The organism is Pseudomonas karstica (assembly GCF_009707515.1).
In the GTDB taxonomy this organism is placed as follows: domain Bacteria; phylum Pseudomonadota; class Gammaproteobacteria; order Pseudomonadales; family Pseudomonadaceae; genus Aquipseudomonas; species Aquipseudomonas karstica.
Genome location: NZ_WLYI01000002.1, coordinates 35,879 through 51,929, shown reverse-complemented (window position 1 = coordinate 51,929; position 16,051 = coordinate 35,879). Strand labels below are relative to the sequence as shown.

The 16,051-nt window shown below is 60.3% G+C and carries 13 protein-coding genes; 6 read left to right on the top strand and 7 right to left on the bottom strand.

Annotated features, from left to right (window positions below; genetic code table 11):
• The first annotated feature begins 7 nt into the window (after nucleotides 1-7).
• The 5 genes from GIR22_RS01690 to araH all read left to right on the top strand — a co-directional run bounded on the left by GIR22_RS01690 (nucleotide 8) and on the right by araH (nucleotide 6,253).
• Nucleotides 8-1,588: an aldehyde dehydrogenase (NADP(+)) gene (locus tag GIR22_RS01690; RefSeq protein ID WP_154741616.1), complete on the top strand. Its 1,581-nt coding sequence runs from the start codon at nucleotides 8-10 to the stop codon at nucleotides 1,586-1,588.
• Nucleotides 1,589-1,647: 59 nt separating this feature from the next.
• Nucleotides 1,648-2,523: an SMP-30/gluconolactonase/LRE family protein gene (locus tag GIR22_RS01685; RefSeq protein ID WP_154741615.1), complete on the top strand. Its 876-nt coding sequence runs from the start codon at nucleotides 1,648-1,650 to the stop codon at nucleotides 2,521-2,523.
• A 138-nt stretch (nucleotides 2,524-2,661) separates the two neighbouring features.
• On the top strand, nucleotides 2,662-3,666 hold the full coding sequence (locus tag GIR22_RS01680; RefSeq protein ID WP_154741614.1) for a substrate-binding domain-containing protein: 1,005 nt from the start codon (nucleotides 2,662-2,664) through the stop codon (nucleotides 3,664-3,666).
• Nucleotides 3,667-3,729: 63 nt separating this feature from the next.
• Nucleotides 3,730-5,274 carry an L-arabinose ABC transporter ATP-binding protein AraG gene (gene araG / locus GIR22_RS01675; RefSeq protein WP_154741613.1) on the top strand — a complete coding sequence of 515 codons (1,545 nt, stop codon included), beginning with the start codon at nucleotides 3,730-3,732 and terminating at the stop codon, nucleotides 5,272-5,274.
• A 10-nt stretch (nucleotides 5,275-5,284) separates the two neighbouring features.
• The gene (araH, locus tag GIR22_RS01670; RefSeq protein ID WP_154741612.1) at nucleotides 5,285-6,253 is read left to right on the top strand and encodes an L-arabinose ABC transporter permease AraH; all 969 of its coding nucleotides are present in this window, start codon (nucleotides 5,285-5,287) and stop codon (nucleotides 6,251-6,253) included.
• A gap of 53 nt (nucleotides 6,254-6,306) precedes the next feature.
• Here araH and GIR22_RS01665 read toward each other — a convergent pair whose 3' ends face one another.
• On the bottom strand, nucleotides 6,307-7,455 hold the full coding sequence (locus GIR22_RS01665) for an aldose epimerase family protein (protein WP_154741611.1): 1,149 nt from the start codon (nucleotides 7,453-7,455) through the stop codon (nucleotides 6,307-6,309).
• A gap of 138 nt (nucleotides 7,456-7,593) precedes the next feature.
• Here GIR22_RS01665 and GIR22_RS01660 point away from each other — a divergent pair, with 138 nt between their 5' ends.
• The gene (locus tag GIR22_RS01660; protein WP_154741610.1) at nucleotides 7,594-8,376 is read left to right on the top strand and encodes an SDR family NAD(P)-dependent oxidoreductase; all 783 of its coding nucleotides are present in this window, start codon (nucleotides 7,594-7,596) and stop codon (nucleotides 8,374-8,376) included.
• A gap of 60 nt (nucleotides 8,377-8,436) precedes the next feature.
• On the opposite strand, the gene GIR22_RS01655 is transcribed toward GIR22_RS01660, so the two are convergent.
• From GIR22_RS01655 to aldA, 6 genes are all read right to left on the bottom strand, one after another.
• A complete protein-coding gene (locus GIR22_RS01655) occupies nucleotides 8,437-11,103 on the bottom strand; it encodes an autotransporter family protein (RefSeq protein WP_154741609.1) in 2,667 nt (888 codons plus the stop codon).
• 331 nt (nucleotides 11,104-11,434) lie between these two features.
• Nucleotides 11,435-12,205 carry an L-rhamnose 1-dehydrogenase Lra1 gene (gene lra1, locus GIR22_RS01650; RefSeq protein WP_154741608.1) on the bottom strand — a complete coding sequence of 257 codons (771 nt, stop codon included), beginning with the start codon at nucleotides 12,203-12,205 and terminating at the stop codon, nucleotides 11,435-11,437.
• A gap of 28 nt (nucleotides 12,206-12,233) precedes the next feature.
• The gene (rhaT, locus tag GIR22_RS01645) at nucleotides 12,234-13,292 is read right to left on the bottom strand and encodes an L-rhamnose/proton symporter RhaT (protein ID WP_178122036.1); all 1,059 of its coding nucleotides are present in this window, start codon (nucleotides 13,290-13,292) and stop codon (nucleotides 12,234-12,236) included.
• Nucleotides 13,293-13,331: 39 nt separating this feature from the next.
• Complete coding sequence (gene rhaM / locus GIR22_RS01640; RefSeq protein ID WP_154741607.1) at nucleotides 13,332-13,652, bottom strand: L-rhamnose mutarotase; 321 nt, start codon at nucleotides 13,650-13,652, stop codon at nucleotides 13,332-13,334.
• Nucleotides 13,652-14,536, bottom strand: coding sequence for an amidohydrolase family protein (locus tag GIR22_RS01635; protein WP_154741606.1), 885 nt, complete (start codon nucleotides 14,534-14,536; stop codon nucleotides 13,652-13,654). Before GIR22_RS01635 ends, rhaM begins: the two co-directional genes overlap by 1 nt.
• 71 nt (nucleotides 14,537-14,607) lie before the next feature.
• On the bottom strand, nucleotides 14,608-16,041 hold the full coding sequence (gene aldA / locus GIR22_RS01630) for an aldehyde dehydrogenase (RefSeq protein WP_154741605.1): 1,434 nt from the start codon (nucleotides 16,039-16,041) through the stop codon (nucleotides 14,608-14,610).
• Nucleotides 16,042-16,051 lie beyond the last annotated feature (10 nt).

Sequence of the window (16,051 nt, the reverse complement as noted above, 5' to 3'; positions counted from 1 at the left end):
GACCCACATGTCCCAGTTTCTCGGCCACAACTACATCGGCGGCCAGCGCAGTGCCACCGGCACCATCACGCTGCACAGCGTCGATGCCAGTACCGGTGAAACCTTGCCCCACACGTTCTACCAGGCCACCTTGCAGGAAGTAGACGCCGCGGCCAAGGCTGCCGCAGCGGCTTACCCGTCCTATCGCACCTTGAGTGCCCAGCGTCGTGCGCAATTCCTCGAAGCGGTGGCGGATGAGCTGGACGCGTTGGGCGATGACTTCGTCGAACTGGTCTGCCGTGAAACCGCGCTGCCCGCAGCCCGCATCAAAGGCGAGCGCGGCCGTACCAGTGGCCAGATGCGCCTGTTCGCCAATGTACTGCGTCGCGGTGATTTCTACGGTGCACGTATCGACAAGGCGCTGCCTGATCGTCAACCGCAACCGCGTCCGGATTTGCGTCAATACCGTATTGGCCTGGGGCCGGTGGCGGTGTTTGGTGCCAGTAACTTTCCCTTGGCGTTCTCAACTGCCGGCGGTGACACCGCAGCGGCGCTGGCGGCTGGTTGCCCGGTGGTGTTCAAGGCTCACAGCGGGCACATGGCAACTGCCGAACACGTTGCCGATGCAATCCTGCGCGCGGCGCAAACCACCGGTATGCCGGACGGTGTGTTCAACATGATCTTCGGCGCCGGGGTGGGTGAAGCACTGGTCAAGCACCCGGCGATCCAGGCGGTCGGTTTCACCGGGTCGCTCAAGGGTGGGCGAGCGTTGTGTGATATGGCAGCGGCACGCCCGCAACCGATCCCGGTGTTTGCCGAGATGTCGAGCATCAACCCGGTGATCGTGCTGCCCCAGGCGTTGCAGGCGCGGGCAGAAACTGTCGCCCGGGACCTGACGGCTTCGGTGGTGCAGGGGTGCGGACAGTTCTGTACCAATCCCGGTTTGGTGATCGGTATCGCCTCGCCACAGTTCACGGCGTTCACCCGGCAGGTAGCGCAACTGATCGCTGACCAACCGGTACAAACCATGCTCAACGCCGGAACCTTGAGCAGTTATGGCAAAGGCTTGCAAAAGCTGCTGGCGCACACCGGCATCGAGCATCTGGCCGGCAACCCCCAAGCGGGCAGCCAGGCACAGCCACAGCTGTTCAAGGCCGATGCCGGCCTGCTGATCAATGGCGATGAAGTGCTGCAAGAAGAAGTGTTCGGGCCGACCACTATATTCGTTGAAGTGGCTGATCAGGCGCAACTCAGTGCGGCGCTCAAAGGGCTGCACGGCCAGTTGACGGCGACGATCATCGGTGAGTCCGCTGACCTGCAACAGTTCGCCGAACTGACGCCCTTGCTGGAACAGAAAGTCGGCCGCATCCTGCTCAACGGTTATCCGACCGGCGTCGAGGTGTGTGATTCGATGGTCCACGGCGGGCCTTATCCTGCTACCTCCGATGCCCGTGGTACCTCGGTAGGCACCCTGGCTATCGACCGCTTCCTGCGCCCCGTGTGCTTCCAGAATTACCCTGATAGCCTGCTGCCCGATGCGTTGAAAAATGCCAACCCGTTGCGCATTCAGCGGTTGGTGGATGGTGTGCCATCCCGCGAACCGTTGTAACGCGCGGCCCTTCTACCTAAGAGCATGTACCTGAGAACAACAACAATCCAGGAGGCTTCATGTCGTGTAACGCCGTCACCGCACACCGTGCGAAATTGGGCGAGGGGCCGTTCTGGGACGCCCCTACCCAGGCCCTGTATTGGGTGGATATTGCCGGGAAACAGGCGTTGCGCCTGATGGGCGATAGCCTGCAAGCCTGGCAGTTGCCGGAGCACGCGTCAGCGTTTATCCCGTGCGCAAGCGGTGATGCGCTGCTGACCATGAGCAGCGGTGTCTATCGTCTCGATCTGACCTGCGAGCAATCGGCGCCGCGCCTGAACTTGTTTTGTGTCGCCGATCCACAACCGGGCAACCGTGGCAACGAAGCCCGCTGTGATGCCCAGGGCCGGCTGTGGCTGGGCACCATGCAGAACAACATTGGCGAACAGGGTGAGGATTTGCCTGTGCTGCAGCGATCCGGTGGCTTGTTCCGGGTCGATGCGGATGCGCGGGTAACGCCTTTGCTGGAAGGGCTGGGCATTCCCAACACCTTGTTGTGGAGTGACGACGCTACCCAGGTGCATTTTGGCGACAGCCTGGATGGCACGCTGTATCAGTATTCAATCCAGCCCGACGGCCACCTTGCTCCGGCGCGTGTGTGGTTCGGCCCGTACCCACGCGGCGGCCCGGACGGTTCGGCGATGGACGCCGAAGGCTACATCTGGAACGCCCGCTGGGATGGCAGTTGCCTGCTCAGGTTGACCCCCGGTGGTGAGGTCGACCGGGTGATCGAGTTGCCCGTCAGCCGGCCCACCAGTTGTGTATTTGGCGGCCCGGACCTCACCACCCTGTACATCACCAGCGCTGCCAGTCCATTGAATCACCCGTTGGACGGCGCGGTGCTGGCCATCGAGGTCGATATACCTGGAAAACGCTGTCATCGATTTGCCGGATAAAACCCCAAACTGTAGGAGCGAGCTTGCTCGCGAAAAACGTCAACGATAATGCGGGCACCTTGAATGAACGGGGTGCCTCCAGGTTTTTCACGAGCAAGCCCGCTCCCACAGAAAACAACAACAACAAGGAGTCACCCTATGAATCGTCGTCGTGGTATCCGTTCCCTGTGCTGCGCCGCAGTGGCAGTCTCGGCCATGAGCTTGAGCGGGTTGTTGCTGGCCGCTGAAGAAGTGAAAATCGGTTTTCTGGTCAAGCAGGCCGAAGAACCGTGGTTCCAGACCGAGTGGGCCTTTGCCGAAAAGGCTGGCAAAGAGCATGGTTTCACCGTGATCAAGATCGCCGTGCCGGATGGCGAGAAAACCCTGGCGGCCATTGACAGCCTGGCCGCCAACGGTGCCAAGGGCTTTGTGATCTGCCCGCCGGACGTGTCCCTGGGCCCGGCCATCGTGGCCAAGGCCAAGGCCAATGGTTTGAAAGTGATCGCCGTGGATGATCGTTTTGTCGATGCCAAAGGCCAGTTTATGGAGGACGTGCCGTACCTGGGCATGGCCGCGTTCGAAGTCGGCCAGAAGCAGGGCGCCGCAATGGCCGCCGAAGCGAAAAAACGCGGTTGGGATTGGAAAGACACCTATGCGGTGGTCACTACCTACAACGAACTGGATACCGGCAAAAAGCGCACCGACGGCTCGATTCAGTCCTTGAAAGAAGCTGGCATTCCTGAAGACCACATTCTCACCGCAGCCCTGAAAACCCTGGACGTTCCAGGCAGCATGGACGCCACCAACTCGGCATTGGTCAAGTTGCCCAGTGGTGCGAAAAACCTGATCATCGGCGGCATGAACGACAACACCGTGCTGGGCGGCGTGCGCGCCACCGAAAGCGCCGGTTTCGCCGCCGCCAATGTGATCGGTATCGGCATCAATGGTACCGATGCCATCGGCGAATTGAAGAAAGCCAACAGCGGTTTTTTCGGTTCGATGCTGCCTAGCCCGCACCTTGAAGGCTACAACACCGCGAAGATGATGTTCGACTGGGTCACCACCGGTAAGGAGCCGCAGAAATACACCGCGATGGACGAGGTGACCCTGATCACCCGCGACAACTTCAAGCAGGAGCTGGAAAAGATCGGTCTGTGGAACTAAGGCCGGTTGTCTTCCCTGGCAGCCCTGGAAACGGGGCTGCCTGATCGCGGTGATGAGGTAGTTATGCACGCGCAACCAGAAACACAACCACATATGGCCGGTGCCAGCCTGTGCTTCAACGGCATCGGCAAGACCTTTCCCGGGGTCAAGGCATTGGACGCCATCAGCTTTACCGCTCACCCAGGGCAGGTGCACGCCTTGATGGGCGAGAACGGCGCCGGCAAATCGACCTTGCTCAAGATCCTTGGCGGTGCCTACATCCCGAGCAGTGGCACGCTACAAATCGGCGAGCAGACCATGGCCTTCAAATGCGCCGCCGACAGCATTGCCAGCGGCGTGGCGGTGATTCACCAGGAACTGCACCTGGTGCCGGAAATGACCGTTGCGGAAAACCTGTTCCTCGGGCATTTGCCGTCGCGCTTTGGCGTGGTGAACCGCGGCTTGCTGCGCAAACAGGCGCTGGCCTGCCTCAAGGGCCTGGCCGATGAAATCGATCCGCAGGAGAAGCTCGGCCGCTTGTCCCTGGGCCAGCGCCAACTGGTGGAGATCGCCAAGGCCTTGTCCCGTGGTGCCTATGTGATCGCGTTCGACGAACCTACCAGCAGCCTGTCGGCGCGGGAAATCGACCGGTTGATGGCCATCATCACGCGCCTGCGAGACGAGGGCAAAGTGGTGCTGTACGTCTCCCATCGCATGGAAGAAGTTTTTCGCATTTGTAATGCAGTGACCGTGTTCAAGGACGGTCGCTACGTGCGCACGTTCGAAGACATGAGCACGCTGAGCCACGATCAACTGGTTACCTGCATGGTCGGCCGTGATATCCAGGACATCTACGACTACCGTGCACGCGCGCGCGGCGAGGTGGCACTCAAGGTTGACGGTGTATTTGGCCCGGGTTTACGCGAGCCGGTCAGTTTCAAAGTCCACAAGGGCGAGATCCTGGGGCTGTTCGGGCTGGTGGGCGCAGGGCGTACCGAGCTGTTGCGGCTGCTCAGCGGGTTGGAGCGTACGAGCGCCGGGCACCTGGAATTGTGCGGCGAAAAGCTGCTGTTACGTTCACCGCGCGATGCCATCAACGGTGGTGTGCTGCTGTGCCCTGAGGATCGCAAGAAGGAAGGCATCATCCCGCTTTCCAGCGTCGCCGAAAACATCAACATCAGTGCCCGTGGCAAGCATTCGGCGTTTGGCTGGCTGCTACGTGACGGCTGGGAGAAGGGCAACGCCGACAAGCAGATCAAGGCGCTGAAAGTCAAAACGCCGACAGCTGCGCAGAAAATCATGTACCTGTCCGGCGGCAATCAACAGAAGGCCATTCTTGGCCGCTGGTTGTCGATGCCGATGAAAGTGCTGCTGCTCGACGAGCCGACCCGCGGTATCGATATCGGCGCGAAGGCCGAGATTTACCAGATCATCCATAACCTGGCGGCCAGCGGCATTGCGGTGATTGTGGTGTCCAGCGACCTGATGGAAGTGATGGGCATCTCCGACCGCATCCTGGTGCTGTGCGAAGGCACGATGCGCGGCGAAAAAAGCCGCGAGCAGGCCACTGAATCCAATCTGCTGCAACTGGCTTTGCCGCGCCAACGCGCCGACGGCCTGGCGAACTGAAGAGGTGAATATGACAACCCAAAACAATGCGTTGCCCACGGCGCGCAAACCCCTTGACCTGCGCGGGCTGCTCGACAATTGGGCGATGTTGATGGCAGCGGCAGGGATCTTTTTACTCTGTGCCTTGCTCATTGATAACTTCCTGTCACCGCTGAACATGCGCGGCTTGGGCCTTGCGATCTCCACCGTGGGTATCGCAGCCTGCACCATGCTGTATTGCCTGGCATCAGGGCATTTCGACTTGTCGGTCGGTTCGGTGATTGCCTGTGCCGGAGTGGTGGCGGCGATCGTGATGCGTGATACCGACAGCGTTTTGCTGGGCATTGGCGCGGCATTGTTGATGGGGCTTATCGTTGGGTTGATCAACGGGATCGTGATTGCCAAGCTGCGGGTCAATGCTTTGATCACCACCTTGGCGACCATGCAAATCGTGCGTGGCCTGGCCTATATCTTTGCCAATGGCAAGGCGGTCGGCGTATCCCAGGAGCAGTTCTTCGTCTATGGCAATGGTCAGTTGTTTGGCGTGCCAGTACCGATCCTGATCACCATTGCCTGCTTCGTGTTTTTTGGCTGGCTGCTCAACTACACGACCTACGGGCGCAACACCCTGGCCATCGGTGGCAACCCGGAAGCGGCGCTGTTGGCGGGGGTCAACGTCGATCGGACCAAGATCATTATCTTCGCGGTGCATGGCGTGATCGGGGCATTGGCCGGCGTGATCCTGGCATCGCGCATGACCTCCGGCCAGCCGATGATTGGCCAGGGGTTTGAGTTGACGGTGATTTCTGCCTGCGTGCTGGGCGGCGTGTCGTTGAGCGGCGGTATCGGCATGATTCGCCATGTGATTGCCGGGGTACTGATTCTGGCGATCATCGAAAATGCGATGAACCTGAAAAACATCGATACGTTCTACCAGTATGTGATCCGTGGTTCGATCCTGTTGCTGGCGGTAGTGATTGATCGCATGAAACAACGCTGAAACTTCGATGTTGAGCGTTCCCACGCTTTGCGTGGGAACGCTCATAGACCGGCTCAGTCGGTGGAGAATTTGAACACAGTGTTCTGGGTATAGGTCTTCCCCGGATCCAGACGGGTCGAAGGGAAGTTCGGCTGGTTCGGCGCGTCGGGGTAGTGCTGGGTTTCCAGGGTAAACGCGCTCCAGTGATTGTAGGTCTTGCCTGCCTTGCCCTTGACCGTGCCGTCGAGGAAGTTGCTGGTGTAGAACTGCACGCCGGGTTCCGTGGTGTAGAGCTGCAGGCGGCGCCCGGATTGCGGGTCGTGCACCTCGGCGGCCAGTTTGCTGAGGTCACCCTTGGTATCCAGCACCCAGTTGAAGTCAAAGCCACCTTGTTTTGGCTCGGCGAATTTGAGCTGTGGATGATCTTCCTTGATGTGCGTGCCGATGGCGGTTGGTTGTAGAAAGTCCATCGGTGTGCCGGAGACCGGGGCCAACTCGCCGGTTGGAATCAAGGTACTGTTGACCGGTGTGTAGTGGCCGGCGTACAGGGTGGCAAGTTGTTTGAGTATGTCGCCATTACCGGCGCCGGCGAGGTTGAAGTAGCTGTGGTTGGTGAGGTTGAGCACCGTGGGTTTGTCGGTGGTGGCGGTGTAGTTGATGTGCAACTCGTTTTTATCGTTGAGGAGGTAGGTGACCTGGGTTTTCAAGTTACCGGGGAAGCCCATCTCACCGTCTTTGGACAGGTAGCTTAGCGTCACGCCCACCGAGTCTTTGTGCTTGACCGGTTCGGCTTCCCAGACGTGTTTGTCGAAACCCTGGGCGCCGCCATGCAGTGAGTTCGGGCCATCGTTGAGTGGTACCTGGTAACGCTTGCCGTCCAGTTCGAAGGCACCCTTGGCCAAGCGGTTGCCAAAGCGCCCGATGGTGGCGCCGAAGAAGGCGGTTCCACTCTGGTAGCCCTGTACATCGTCAAAGCCCAGGACCACGTCGTCGAGCTGGCCGTTTTTATCCGGCACGATCAACGATTGCAGGACACCGCCGTAGGTAATGACCGTGGCTTGCATGCCATTGCCGTTACGCAGCACGTATTGTTCGATAGGGGTACCGTCGTTGGTTTTGCCGAAGGGTTTGTGTTCGCTGGACAGGCCGGCGGCCTGGGCGCCTAGGCTGGCCATCATCAGGGACAGGGCAAGGCTGGAAAGCAGGTGTCGGGATTGCGGCATGGTTGAACTTCCTTTTGTTTTTTTGAGTGGAATAGTTCTACTAATTTGCAGGTGTTGTACAGTTGACATGCAAATCTATAGGGATAAATGGCTTTTCTGCAATATAAAATAAGACTAATTGGATAGGGCGAGCATCATATGAGCAATGAGAAGGTTGCGGGCACCCAGGCTGTGTATGCCGATCTGCAGGGAAAAACCGTATTGGTTTCCGGTGGTGCCTCGGGTATTGGCGAAGCGTTGGTGCGTGCCTTTGCACACCAGGGCGCAAAGGTCGGGTTTGTGGACATGGCCAAAAGCCAAGGAGAGCGACTGGCCGCGCAATTATTAACCCAGGGTCATCGCGTCGAATTCGTGCACTGCGATATCACCGATGAGCACGCTTACAAGGACGCCATCGCGCACTTGGCGCAAACGCTGGGGCCGATCACGGTGTTGATCAACAATGCCGCCAATGATGTTCGGCATACCCTGGAGGAAATCGACTCCGCGATGTTCGAGAAGCTGATTGGGGTGAACCTCAAGCACGCTTTTTTCGCCAGCCAGGCGGTGGTTCCGATGATGAAGGCTGCAGGGCAGGGCGCGATCATCAATCTGGGGTCGATCGGCTGGATGATGGCTTCCGGCGGCTACCCGGTGTACGCGGCCAGTAAAGCTGCAACCCACGGCATGACCCGTGGCCTGGCGCGGGAATTGGGGCCCTGGCATATCCGCGTCAACACCCTGGTTCCCGGCTGGGTGATGACGCAAAAGCAACTGGTGCTATGGGTCGATGACGCGGCGCGAGAGCTGATCAGTCGTAGTCAATGCCTGCCGGGCAGCGTGCAACCTGAGCATATCGCCAATATGGCACTGTTCCTGGCGTCTGACGTGTCGGCGATGTGCTCTGCGCAAAACTTCATTGTCGATGGGGGTTGGGTATAGCGGTTCGCTTGGGTAGGCGAGCGCGAACCGGTCTTGGCCCCATCAGTTGCCTGGATGGGGTTACCAGCTCACCCTCACCCCTGCATTGCCACTCACACCTTCCAGGGCATTGGTGTCCAGGTTGGTGTTGTAGTCCGCCGCCAGGTAGACGCTGACCGAAGACGACAACCGTGCAACCACGCCCATCCCGAGATCGAGAGAGGAGGATTTGTGATCGCTTTTGATCCGGTCAATATCGTCGTAAGTCACCGTGTCACTGCCGCCAAAGGTGCGCCAGGCGTTCGCTCGCAAGTAAGGTTCGACAGGCGTGTCTTGCACCAGGTAACGACCCTTCAGACGTGCGCCGAGGCGGCCGGTCCAGTAGTCCTGGGAGTCGAATGACACCTTGGAAATCCCGTCGTTCTGGCTGTCCATATCGATCTGCTGGTTGATCACCTGTACCTGCGGTTCCACCACCCAATGCTCGGAAACTGCAATCGGATAACCGGCTTCGGCAGACAGCGCCAAGGCATGGCCCTTGCTGTCCATTTTCACGCCACGGTCAGATTTGTTATCGCCATCCAGGCGGGTGCCCATGGCCACCAGGTCCACGTACCAGCCCTTGGGGTCGGTGAGGGTCCAGTAGGCGCCGAAGTTATCGCCGTCGAGTTTGACCCGGCCCGAGCGGCGGTCCTGAAAGCCTTCGGCAAAGCCTTTGACATCCCCCCGCAAGCGGGTCTGGCCGACAAACAAGCCGAAGCGCTGGATCTGCCCACCGCTGGTTTCCGAGGCGTACAGGTCATGGCCGACCTGGTAGCCCTTGCTAGAGCCGTCGAAGCTGGGTGATACGGTGCCCGACCAACTCTTGTTGAAGTCACTGCCATAGGTGCGGCCCCAACCCGCCGGGACCGCGCCGGTTTCGCTCAACAGGCTTTGTTCGCCCTGGCGGTCATGGAAGGTGCCCAGCGCTTGCAAGGTCATCAACTGCGCCGCCGGCACGACCACCGAATACACCGGCACCTCCAGGCGATACAGCGGGATCGGATCGGCGCCCGCAACCGCCGTCGGCAGTGGCGGAGTGGTGACGGCCGGTTCCGGCGAGGTTTCGGCTGGCACCTGGACGGGCGGTGGAGCAGGGGGCTCGACCGGTGCGACAGGTTGTGCGGTCGGCGGCTCCACGGGCGGTTCGTCGGGTGCCACCACCGGTGGCGTCGGCGGAATCGGCGGCACGGGTACCACCACTGGTGGTTCCGGCGGAGGCGTTGGCACCACCGGCGGTTGCACCGCGACCACGGAGGAGCGCAGGTACCAGTTGTTTTCCGAACCCGCGGTCACACCGCCCTTGAACAGGTAGTACTGATAGGCCCCGGCCGAGAGCGAGCCTTTCAGGGCAAAGGCATCGGTGCTGCTGACGGCGCCGTTGAGCGCCTGCACCACTTCAATCCCGTTATTGAGCGTCAGGCCACCCAGGCCGCCAAGGTTGGTCACCGCCAATTGGGTGTTGCCGCTGATGTTGCCGTCCGAGACCACCAGTTTGTCAGTGGCTGAATTGTCGTCACCGAGCACGGTTTGCAGCCACAACTGGCCGTTGTTGCCGACATAGTTGCCGTGCACCGTCAGCGAGTCGGTGGCGCTGTTGCTGGTGGTGGTCATGTCGATGGTACCGGCGTTGTTGAGGGTGGCCAGTTGGCCGGCGGTGTAGGGCCGGATACTGCCTTGGGTCACGGCCAGCACACTGCTGCTGTCGATGGAGAACGTGCCGGTATCGCTGGCGCTGTCACCGAGGAAAAAGTCCCCCGCCAGGTCGAAGCGGGAGTTGTTGTTTAGGTTGACGGTTTCCCAGGCGATGTAGCGGGTGGCCGTGCTGGAGGTGGTGTTGTCGAAGGTCAATTGGTCATCGCCCAGGCCACCGTCGATGGACGGCGTGGTACTCAACAGGCTTTCGTCCAGGCCGCTGAGTTGCGCAGTGTCATTACCATCGCCCATCAGCACGGCTGAGTTGATCTGGCCGCCATTGAGCCAGTTGAAGGTGTCATTGCCGACGCTGGCGCGGATCTCGCCGTCAATTACACCACCGCTGACGGTGATGCTGTCGTCGCCACCGCTGGTGCTGATATTGCCGCCGATGGCGCCGCCGGAGACCTCGATCCTGTCGATGTCAAACCCGGTGACGAGGTTGCCGAGGATCGTGCCGCCGGACATGAGGTAGATGTTTTTGTCGAGCTTCATGTTGACCCGCCCGATAGTGCCGCCTGTCTGTTGTGCCACATCGCCGTCTTCAAAGGCACCCACGATGGTGCCGTCGCTCATCAGGAAGGTGTCGCGGCCGTCGCCTTGGGCGAGGGACTGGATCTGCCCGCCACTCATGACAAAGTCGTCGATGCCATTGCCTTGGGAAACTGCGCCGGTGACCGTACCGGCACTGATCTGGAAGCGATCATTTCCGTCGCCCTGGTTCACGGCTCCCACAATGTTCCCGGAGTGCATGTCGACGAAGTCGGCGCCGGGCCCGGTGGTGATGTTGCCGTTGATGGTGCCAGTGCCGCCGGCTGGCAGGGTCAGGGTGTTGTTGCCCACCAGGTCAGTGAGGCCGGTGGCGCTGCTGCCACTGTCGCATACATAACTGTCGACACCTGGGCCGGGAGTGAGTACGCAAGCTGCCTGGGCCTGTTGCACGGCCAGGCTTATAAGGGAAAGCACACCGACTCCCAACAGGCGAGGCTGTGGAAAGAACCGTTTCGTGCGCATGAGAGTACCCCTGTTATTGTATTAAAAGCTGTACAGGGTTTAGTACACGCTGTTCAGGTTGGCAATTAATGCGTGCCTTTTTCGGAAAGGGTTACACCGTCGTAAATGATGGCTAATTGACTGGGATTGATCTTTTCTAACGTCGTTTCAAGACGTTATCCGGGATGTTTTCCCTTTGCTCCCCCAGCCTCGTCGGAGTTGAGGGCGGTGCGCATGGTGGGCTCCGTGATTTTATTGTTGTATCAGAAGTGAAACTCAAGTTTCAGGCGTGCGCAGTCCTCCTGTAGGCGCGAGGGGGACGCCTACAGGGAACAGGGTGTTTGGGTGTGAGTTACTGCAAGTTCACGAACAACCCGCCGTCCACCAGCAAGGATGCACCGGTCACGTAGCGCGCCATGTCGGAGGCGAGGAACACGATGGGCCCGGCCACATCGTCCGGTTCACCCAGGCGGCCCAGGGGCGTGCGCGAGGTCATATAGGCCAGCTTTTCCTCGTCGGCCAGGTCTTCCTTGTTGATGTCGGTGGCAATGGTCCCCGGCAGCACTGAGTTGCAGCGAATGCCATACGGCCCCAGGGCAATGGCGCAAGATTGCATCAATGAGTGCAGGCCGGCCTTGGTGGGCGTGTAGTGGGTTTGCATGGCGCCGCCCACCAGGGCGCTGATGGAACTGACGGCGATGATCGCGCCACCCTTGCCTTGGTTTTTCATCTGGTTGGCCGCTGCCTGCACGGCAAAGTAGGCGCCGTTGAGGTTGGTGTTGACGGTCTTCAGATAGACCTCGCGAGGCATGTCGAGAAAGGAGTGGAACGGGCAGATTCCTGCGTTGTTGACGAACACGTCGACACTGCCAAAGGCCTTGAGCGCGCCCGCAACCAGTTTGTCTGCGGTGTCTGGATCGGCGGCATCGCTGCCCACCTCAATGGCCTGGCCGCCAAAGGCCTTGATCTCTTCGATCAGTGAATGGGCAGCTTCAGTGCCTTGGCCGCTGCCGCTATGACCGATCACCACCCGGGCCCCCTGGCGTGCGCATTCGCGGGCGGCTGCACGGCCGATGCCCCGGGAGGCGCCAGTGATAATCACGGTTTTGTCTGCAAGTAGCATGTAAAGACTCCTATGGAAGTAGATGGCTTCAGCCGAGATAGTTGCCGTAACCAACCATGGCAATGGCACCGAGAATGACCGCGATCCCGGCCACCAATACACCTTTGTTGGTGGCGCTGGTGCCATGCCATTCACGGAAATACAGGCCCCAGCAGTTAGAGACGATGATAATGAACGACATGTGCAGCACCCAGGAGCTGGCGTCGTTCTGCAAGCGGCTTTCGCCCATGCCGTAGAAGAAGAATTGCAGGAACCACAGGGTGCCGGCACAGGCCACCAACAAGTAGTTGCCCAGCAGCGGGGTGCTGCGGTCGATGTAGTTGTGGAAGGTCTGGTTGCGCCAGTTCAGCCACAGGCACCAGAGGCCGTTGGTGGTCAGGCCGCCCCACATGATGACCATGAAGGTCACGTTGTTCTGGAACAGGCTATTTGCGCCATGCTCCACGGCCGCTGCGGCCAAGGGACGACCGGCGGAAATGCCATAGCTGAAACAGGCGCTCAGCACACCGGAGATCACCGCCACCAGCATGCCCTTGCCCAGGGAAAACTCGCTGACACTGGCAAACTTCACTGCTTGTGACACTTCCCGTTCCTTGATCAGGCCGGCCTTGCCGCACACCGCAATGCCGAGCAACGACACGGCGACGCCCCACAACACCCAATGCCCGCCTTGTGAGGCCAGCATCGAGGTCAGGGTGCCTTCGGTTTCGTTGGTGAACAAGTCGCGGTACAGCGCGGGCATCAGTGCGCCCAGGGCCGAGGTCAGGCCCATAATCAGCGACATGCCCAGGGAAAGCCCGAGGTAGCGCATGGTCAGGCCGAAAGTCAGCCCGCCGATACCCCATAGCACACCGAAAAAGTAGGTCCAAAGCAGGGTGTTGGTGTCGGCCTGGCGCAGGATCTCGACCCAGCCGGGCACCGTCAGTTGTGCGGCGATCAACGGCACGATCAACCAGGACACCAGCCCGCCGGTGATCCAGTAGCTTTCCCAGGCCCAGCCTCGGACCTTCTTGTAGGGGATGTAGAAACTGCCGGAGGCGAAGCCGCCGATGAAGTGCAGAATCACACCCAGAAGAATGATTTCCACGTGGTCGAATCCTTTTTATTGTTGTTGTCGGCAGGTGAGTCAGCCTGGGGTGAGGCTGAACACCGGCACTAAATCCACGCTGATAGGCGAGGCGTCGGGATGGCTGGGCATGATGTCTTGCATGTGCTGCCACCAACGCTGCATCAGTGCGCTACCTGGCAGTTGATCAAGGCCATGGACATCCTCATGGGTCATCACCGCGAACAACGCATTGCTGGCTTCATCGAGAAAAATCCGATAATCCACCACGCCGGCATCGCGCAAGGCCTGGGCCAGTTCCGGCCAGAGTTGGTCATGACGCAGGCGATATTCTTCGGCCTGGCCGGGGTTCAGATTCATGCGAAAGGCGCGTGTCTGCATTACGGCTCTCCATGGAGCAATGTCGGGCTGTAGATGCGTATTGCGTTATGCCGGAAGAACTTGGCCTGCACCTGGGGCGTTTTGTCAGCGGTGCAGGCTTTTACCAACCCCAGGGTGGTGGCGAAGTCCGCGAGGTGATCGCTGTTGGGCCAATCGCTGCCGAAGAAGCAGCGGTCCTCGCCAAAGGCTTCCCACAGCACTGCCAGGCGGTCGTTGTAGAAGGCGCTATCAACGATCAAACCCTGGGGGCCGAACTGGGGGATTTCTGCCAATTTGGCAAACACATTGGGCCGTTCCGCCAGGCGCAGCAGGTCGGTGTGATACGCCGCTTCTTCACCGGCCGGCACGCTGGCGTTAGGCAGGTGATCGACGATAATCCGCAGTTCTGGCAGTGCATCGCTCACCTGCAGCAGGCCCTTGATCAGTTGGGGGTCGGGGTTGGCGCTGTCGAGGCTGCGCCCGCATTCGGCCAGCCGGCGCAAGCCGTCGATAAAACCCGGACGGGCCTGATCGATCAACAGGTCTCGATCCCACAAGTTGCCGTAGCGCAGGCCGAGAAACAGCGGCTCATGCTCCAGTGCTTCAAGATCAGTGGCGAAGTCGGCATGCAACGGGTCCAGGTTGCCGATAAAACCGAGCATCCGTGGATCGCTGCGCAAGGTCTCCAGCAACCAGCGGTTGTCGTCCCTCCAGGGGCTGGCTTCCACGGCCACGGCGCCGATCACATTGTGCCCGGCGGCCAGGGCCCAATAGTCGGCGGGTAAATGCGCGGCATACAGCCGGTTGTCGGGCTCGGGCCAGGGGATGCCTTGGGGGCGGCGCGGGTCGAACAGGTGCAGATGGCTGTCGATGATCGGGCCGCTGTAGAGGTTGGCAATGGTCATTGCGCAATCCTTGTTGGAAGTATTGTTATGAGGGGCCCGCACGCTACCGCGCAGGGCCCCGTTGCACCACCTCAGGACTGCAGATACATCACATGGGTATGGGTATATTCATACAGCCCATGCTTGCCATCCGCGCCGCCGATCCCGGACTTGCGCACGCCGGCATGAAAGCCCTGCATCGCTTCGAAGTTCTCGCGGTTCACATAGGTTTCGCCGAATGACAACTCGCGCACGCCGTGCATCGCCTTGCCCAGGTCGCGGGTGTAGAGCGACGAGGTCAGGCCGTAGTCACAGTCGTTGGCCAGGGCGATGGCTTCGTCGAGGTCGTCGACAATCTGGATCGGCAGCACCGGGCCGAAGATCTCTTCGCGCATGATCTCCATATCAGCACGACAGCCGGCCAATACCGTGGGCTGGAAGTGAAAACCTTGACCGAGGTCGGCAACCTGCCCGCCACTGATCAATGTCGCGCCCTGGCTCAAGGCAGTGCGAACCTTACGCTCGACACTATCAAGGCCTTGGCGGTTGATCAGCGGGCCCATATCCACATCCGGTTGAGCGATGGGGTCACCGTAGCGTGTAGCCGCCATGGCGGCGCTGATACGCTCGATAAATTGATCGGCGACCTTGCGCTCCACATACACCCGTTCAGCGCAGTTGCACACCTGGCCGCTGTTGATGATCCGCGAATCGCGGATGGCTTTTACCGCCAGGTCCAGATCCGCATCGGCCAACACGATGGCGGGGGCCTTGCCTCCCAGCTCCAGATTGAGTTTGGTGATGTTGGGGGCCGCAGCAGCCATGATCCGCGAGCCGGTGGCCACGCTGCCGGTGAAGCTGATCATGTCCACGCCTGGGTGGGCGGTCAGTGCGCCGCCAACCCGGCCGTCACCGCACACCACGTTGAACACACCTGGCGGCAGGTCGGTTTCGGCCACCAGCTTGGCGAACTCGAAGCAGTTGTTTGGCGTTTCTTCGCTGGGCTTGATGACGATGGTGTTGCCGGTCAGCAGCGCTGGAGCCATTTTCCGGGCGATCAGGAAGAACGGGAAATTCCACGGCAGGATACCGGCCACCACCCCCAGGGGTTTGCGGAACAGGAAGATATTTTCGTTGGGGCGGTCGCTGGTGATGATTTCGCCTTCGATGCGCCGCGCCCACTCGGCCATATAGTCGAGGTAATCGGCGGTGAAGTTGACTTCCACCTCCGCCAGCCCCGTGACCTTGCCCTGTTCCAAGGTGATCGTGCGCGCCAGGTGGGCGACGTTTTCCCGCAGTTTGGCGGCGATTCGGCGCAGGTGCCCGGCACGTTCGATCGCGGGTTTGCGGCCCCAGTCTTTCTGGGCGCCACGGGCGGCGGACAGGGCGCGGTCGACGTCAGCGGCGCTGGACGCCGGGACTTTCGACAGCAGCGCCCCGGTGGCTGGGTTGAGCACGTCGAGGTGTGCTTGGCTGGCGGTAAAGTGGCCGTTGATGAAGTTCTGGTACACGGGAACGGATGACATGGGCAGGTGC

What these genes read in the sequence shown, in the direction of transcription:
- GIR22_RS01665 (WP_154741611.1), bottom strand. Translation starts at nt 7,455, where the DNA reads ATGCCGCAATCCCGACACCTGCTTTCCAGCCTTGCCCTGTCCCTGATG.
- GIR22_RS01635 (WP_154741606.1), bottom strand. Translation starts at nt 14,536, where the DNA reads ATGACCATTGCCAACCTCTACAGCGGCCCGATCATCGACAGCCATCTG.
- GIR22_RS01680 (WP_154741614.1), top strand. Translation starts at nt 2,662, where the DNA reads ATGAATCGTCGTCGTGGTATCCGTTCCCTGTGCTGCGCCGCAGTGGCA.
- rhaM (WP_154741607.1), bottom strand. Translation starts at nt 13,652, where the DNA reads ATGCAGACACGCGCCTTTCGCATGAATCTGAACCCCGGCCAGGCCGAA.
- GIR22_RS01685 (WP_154741615.1), top strand. Translation starts at nt 1,648, where the DNA reads ATGTCGTGTAACGCCGTCACCGCACACCGTGCGAAATTGGGCGAGGGG.
- araG (WP_154741613.1), top strand. Translation starts at nt 3,730, where the DNA reads ATGCACGCGCAACCAGAAACACAACCACATATGGCCGGTGCCAGCCTG.
- araH (WP_154741612.1), top strand. Translation starts at nt 5,285, where the DNA reads ATGACAACCCAAAACAATGCGTTGCCCACGGCGCGCAAACCCCTTGAC.
- GIR22_RS01660 (WP_154741610.1), top strand. Translation starts at nt 7,594, where the DNA reads ATGAGCAATGAGAAGGTTGCGGGCACCCAGGCTGTGTATGCCGATCTG.
- lra1 (WP_154741608.1), bottom strand. Translation starts at nt 12,205, where the DNA reads ATGCTACTTGCAGACAAAACCGTGATTATCACTGGCGCCTCCCGGGGC.
- aldA (WP_154741605.1), bottom strand. Translation starts at nt 16,041, where the DNA reads ATGTCATCCGTTCCCGTGTACCAGAACTTCATCAACGGCCACTTTACC.
- GIR22_RS01655 (WP_154741609.1), bottom strand. Translation starts at nt 11,103, where the DNA reads ATGCGCACGAAACGGTTCTTTCCACAGCCTCGCCTGTTGGGAGTCGGT.
- GIR22_RS01690 (WP_154741616.1), top strand. Translation starts at nt 8, where the DNA reads ATGTCCCAGTTTCTCGGCCACAACTACATCGGCGGCCAGCGCAGTGCC.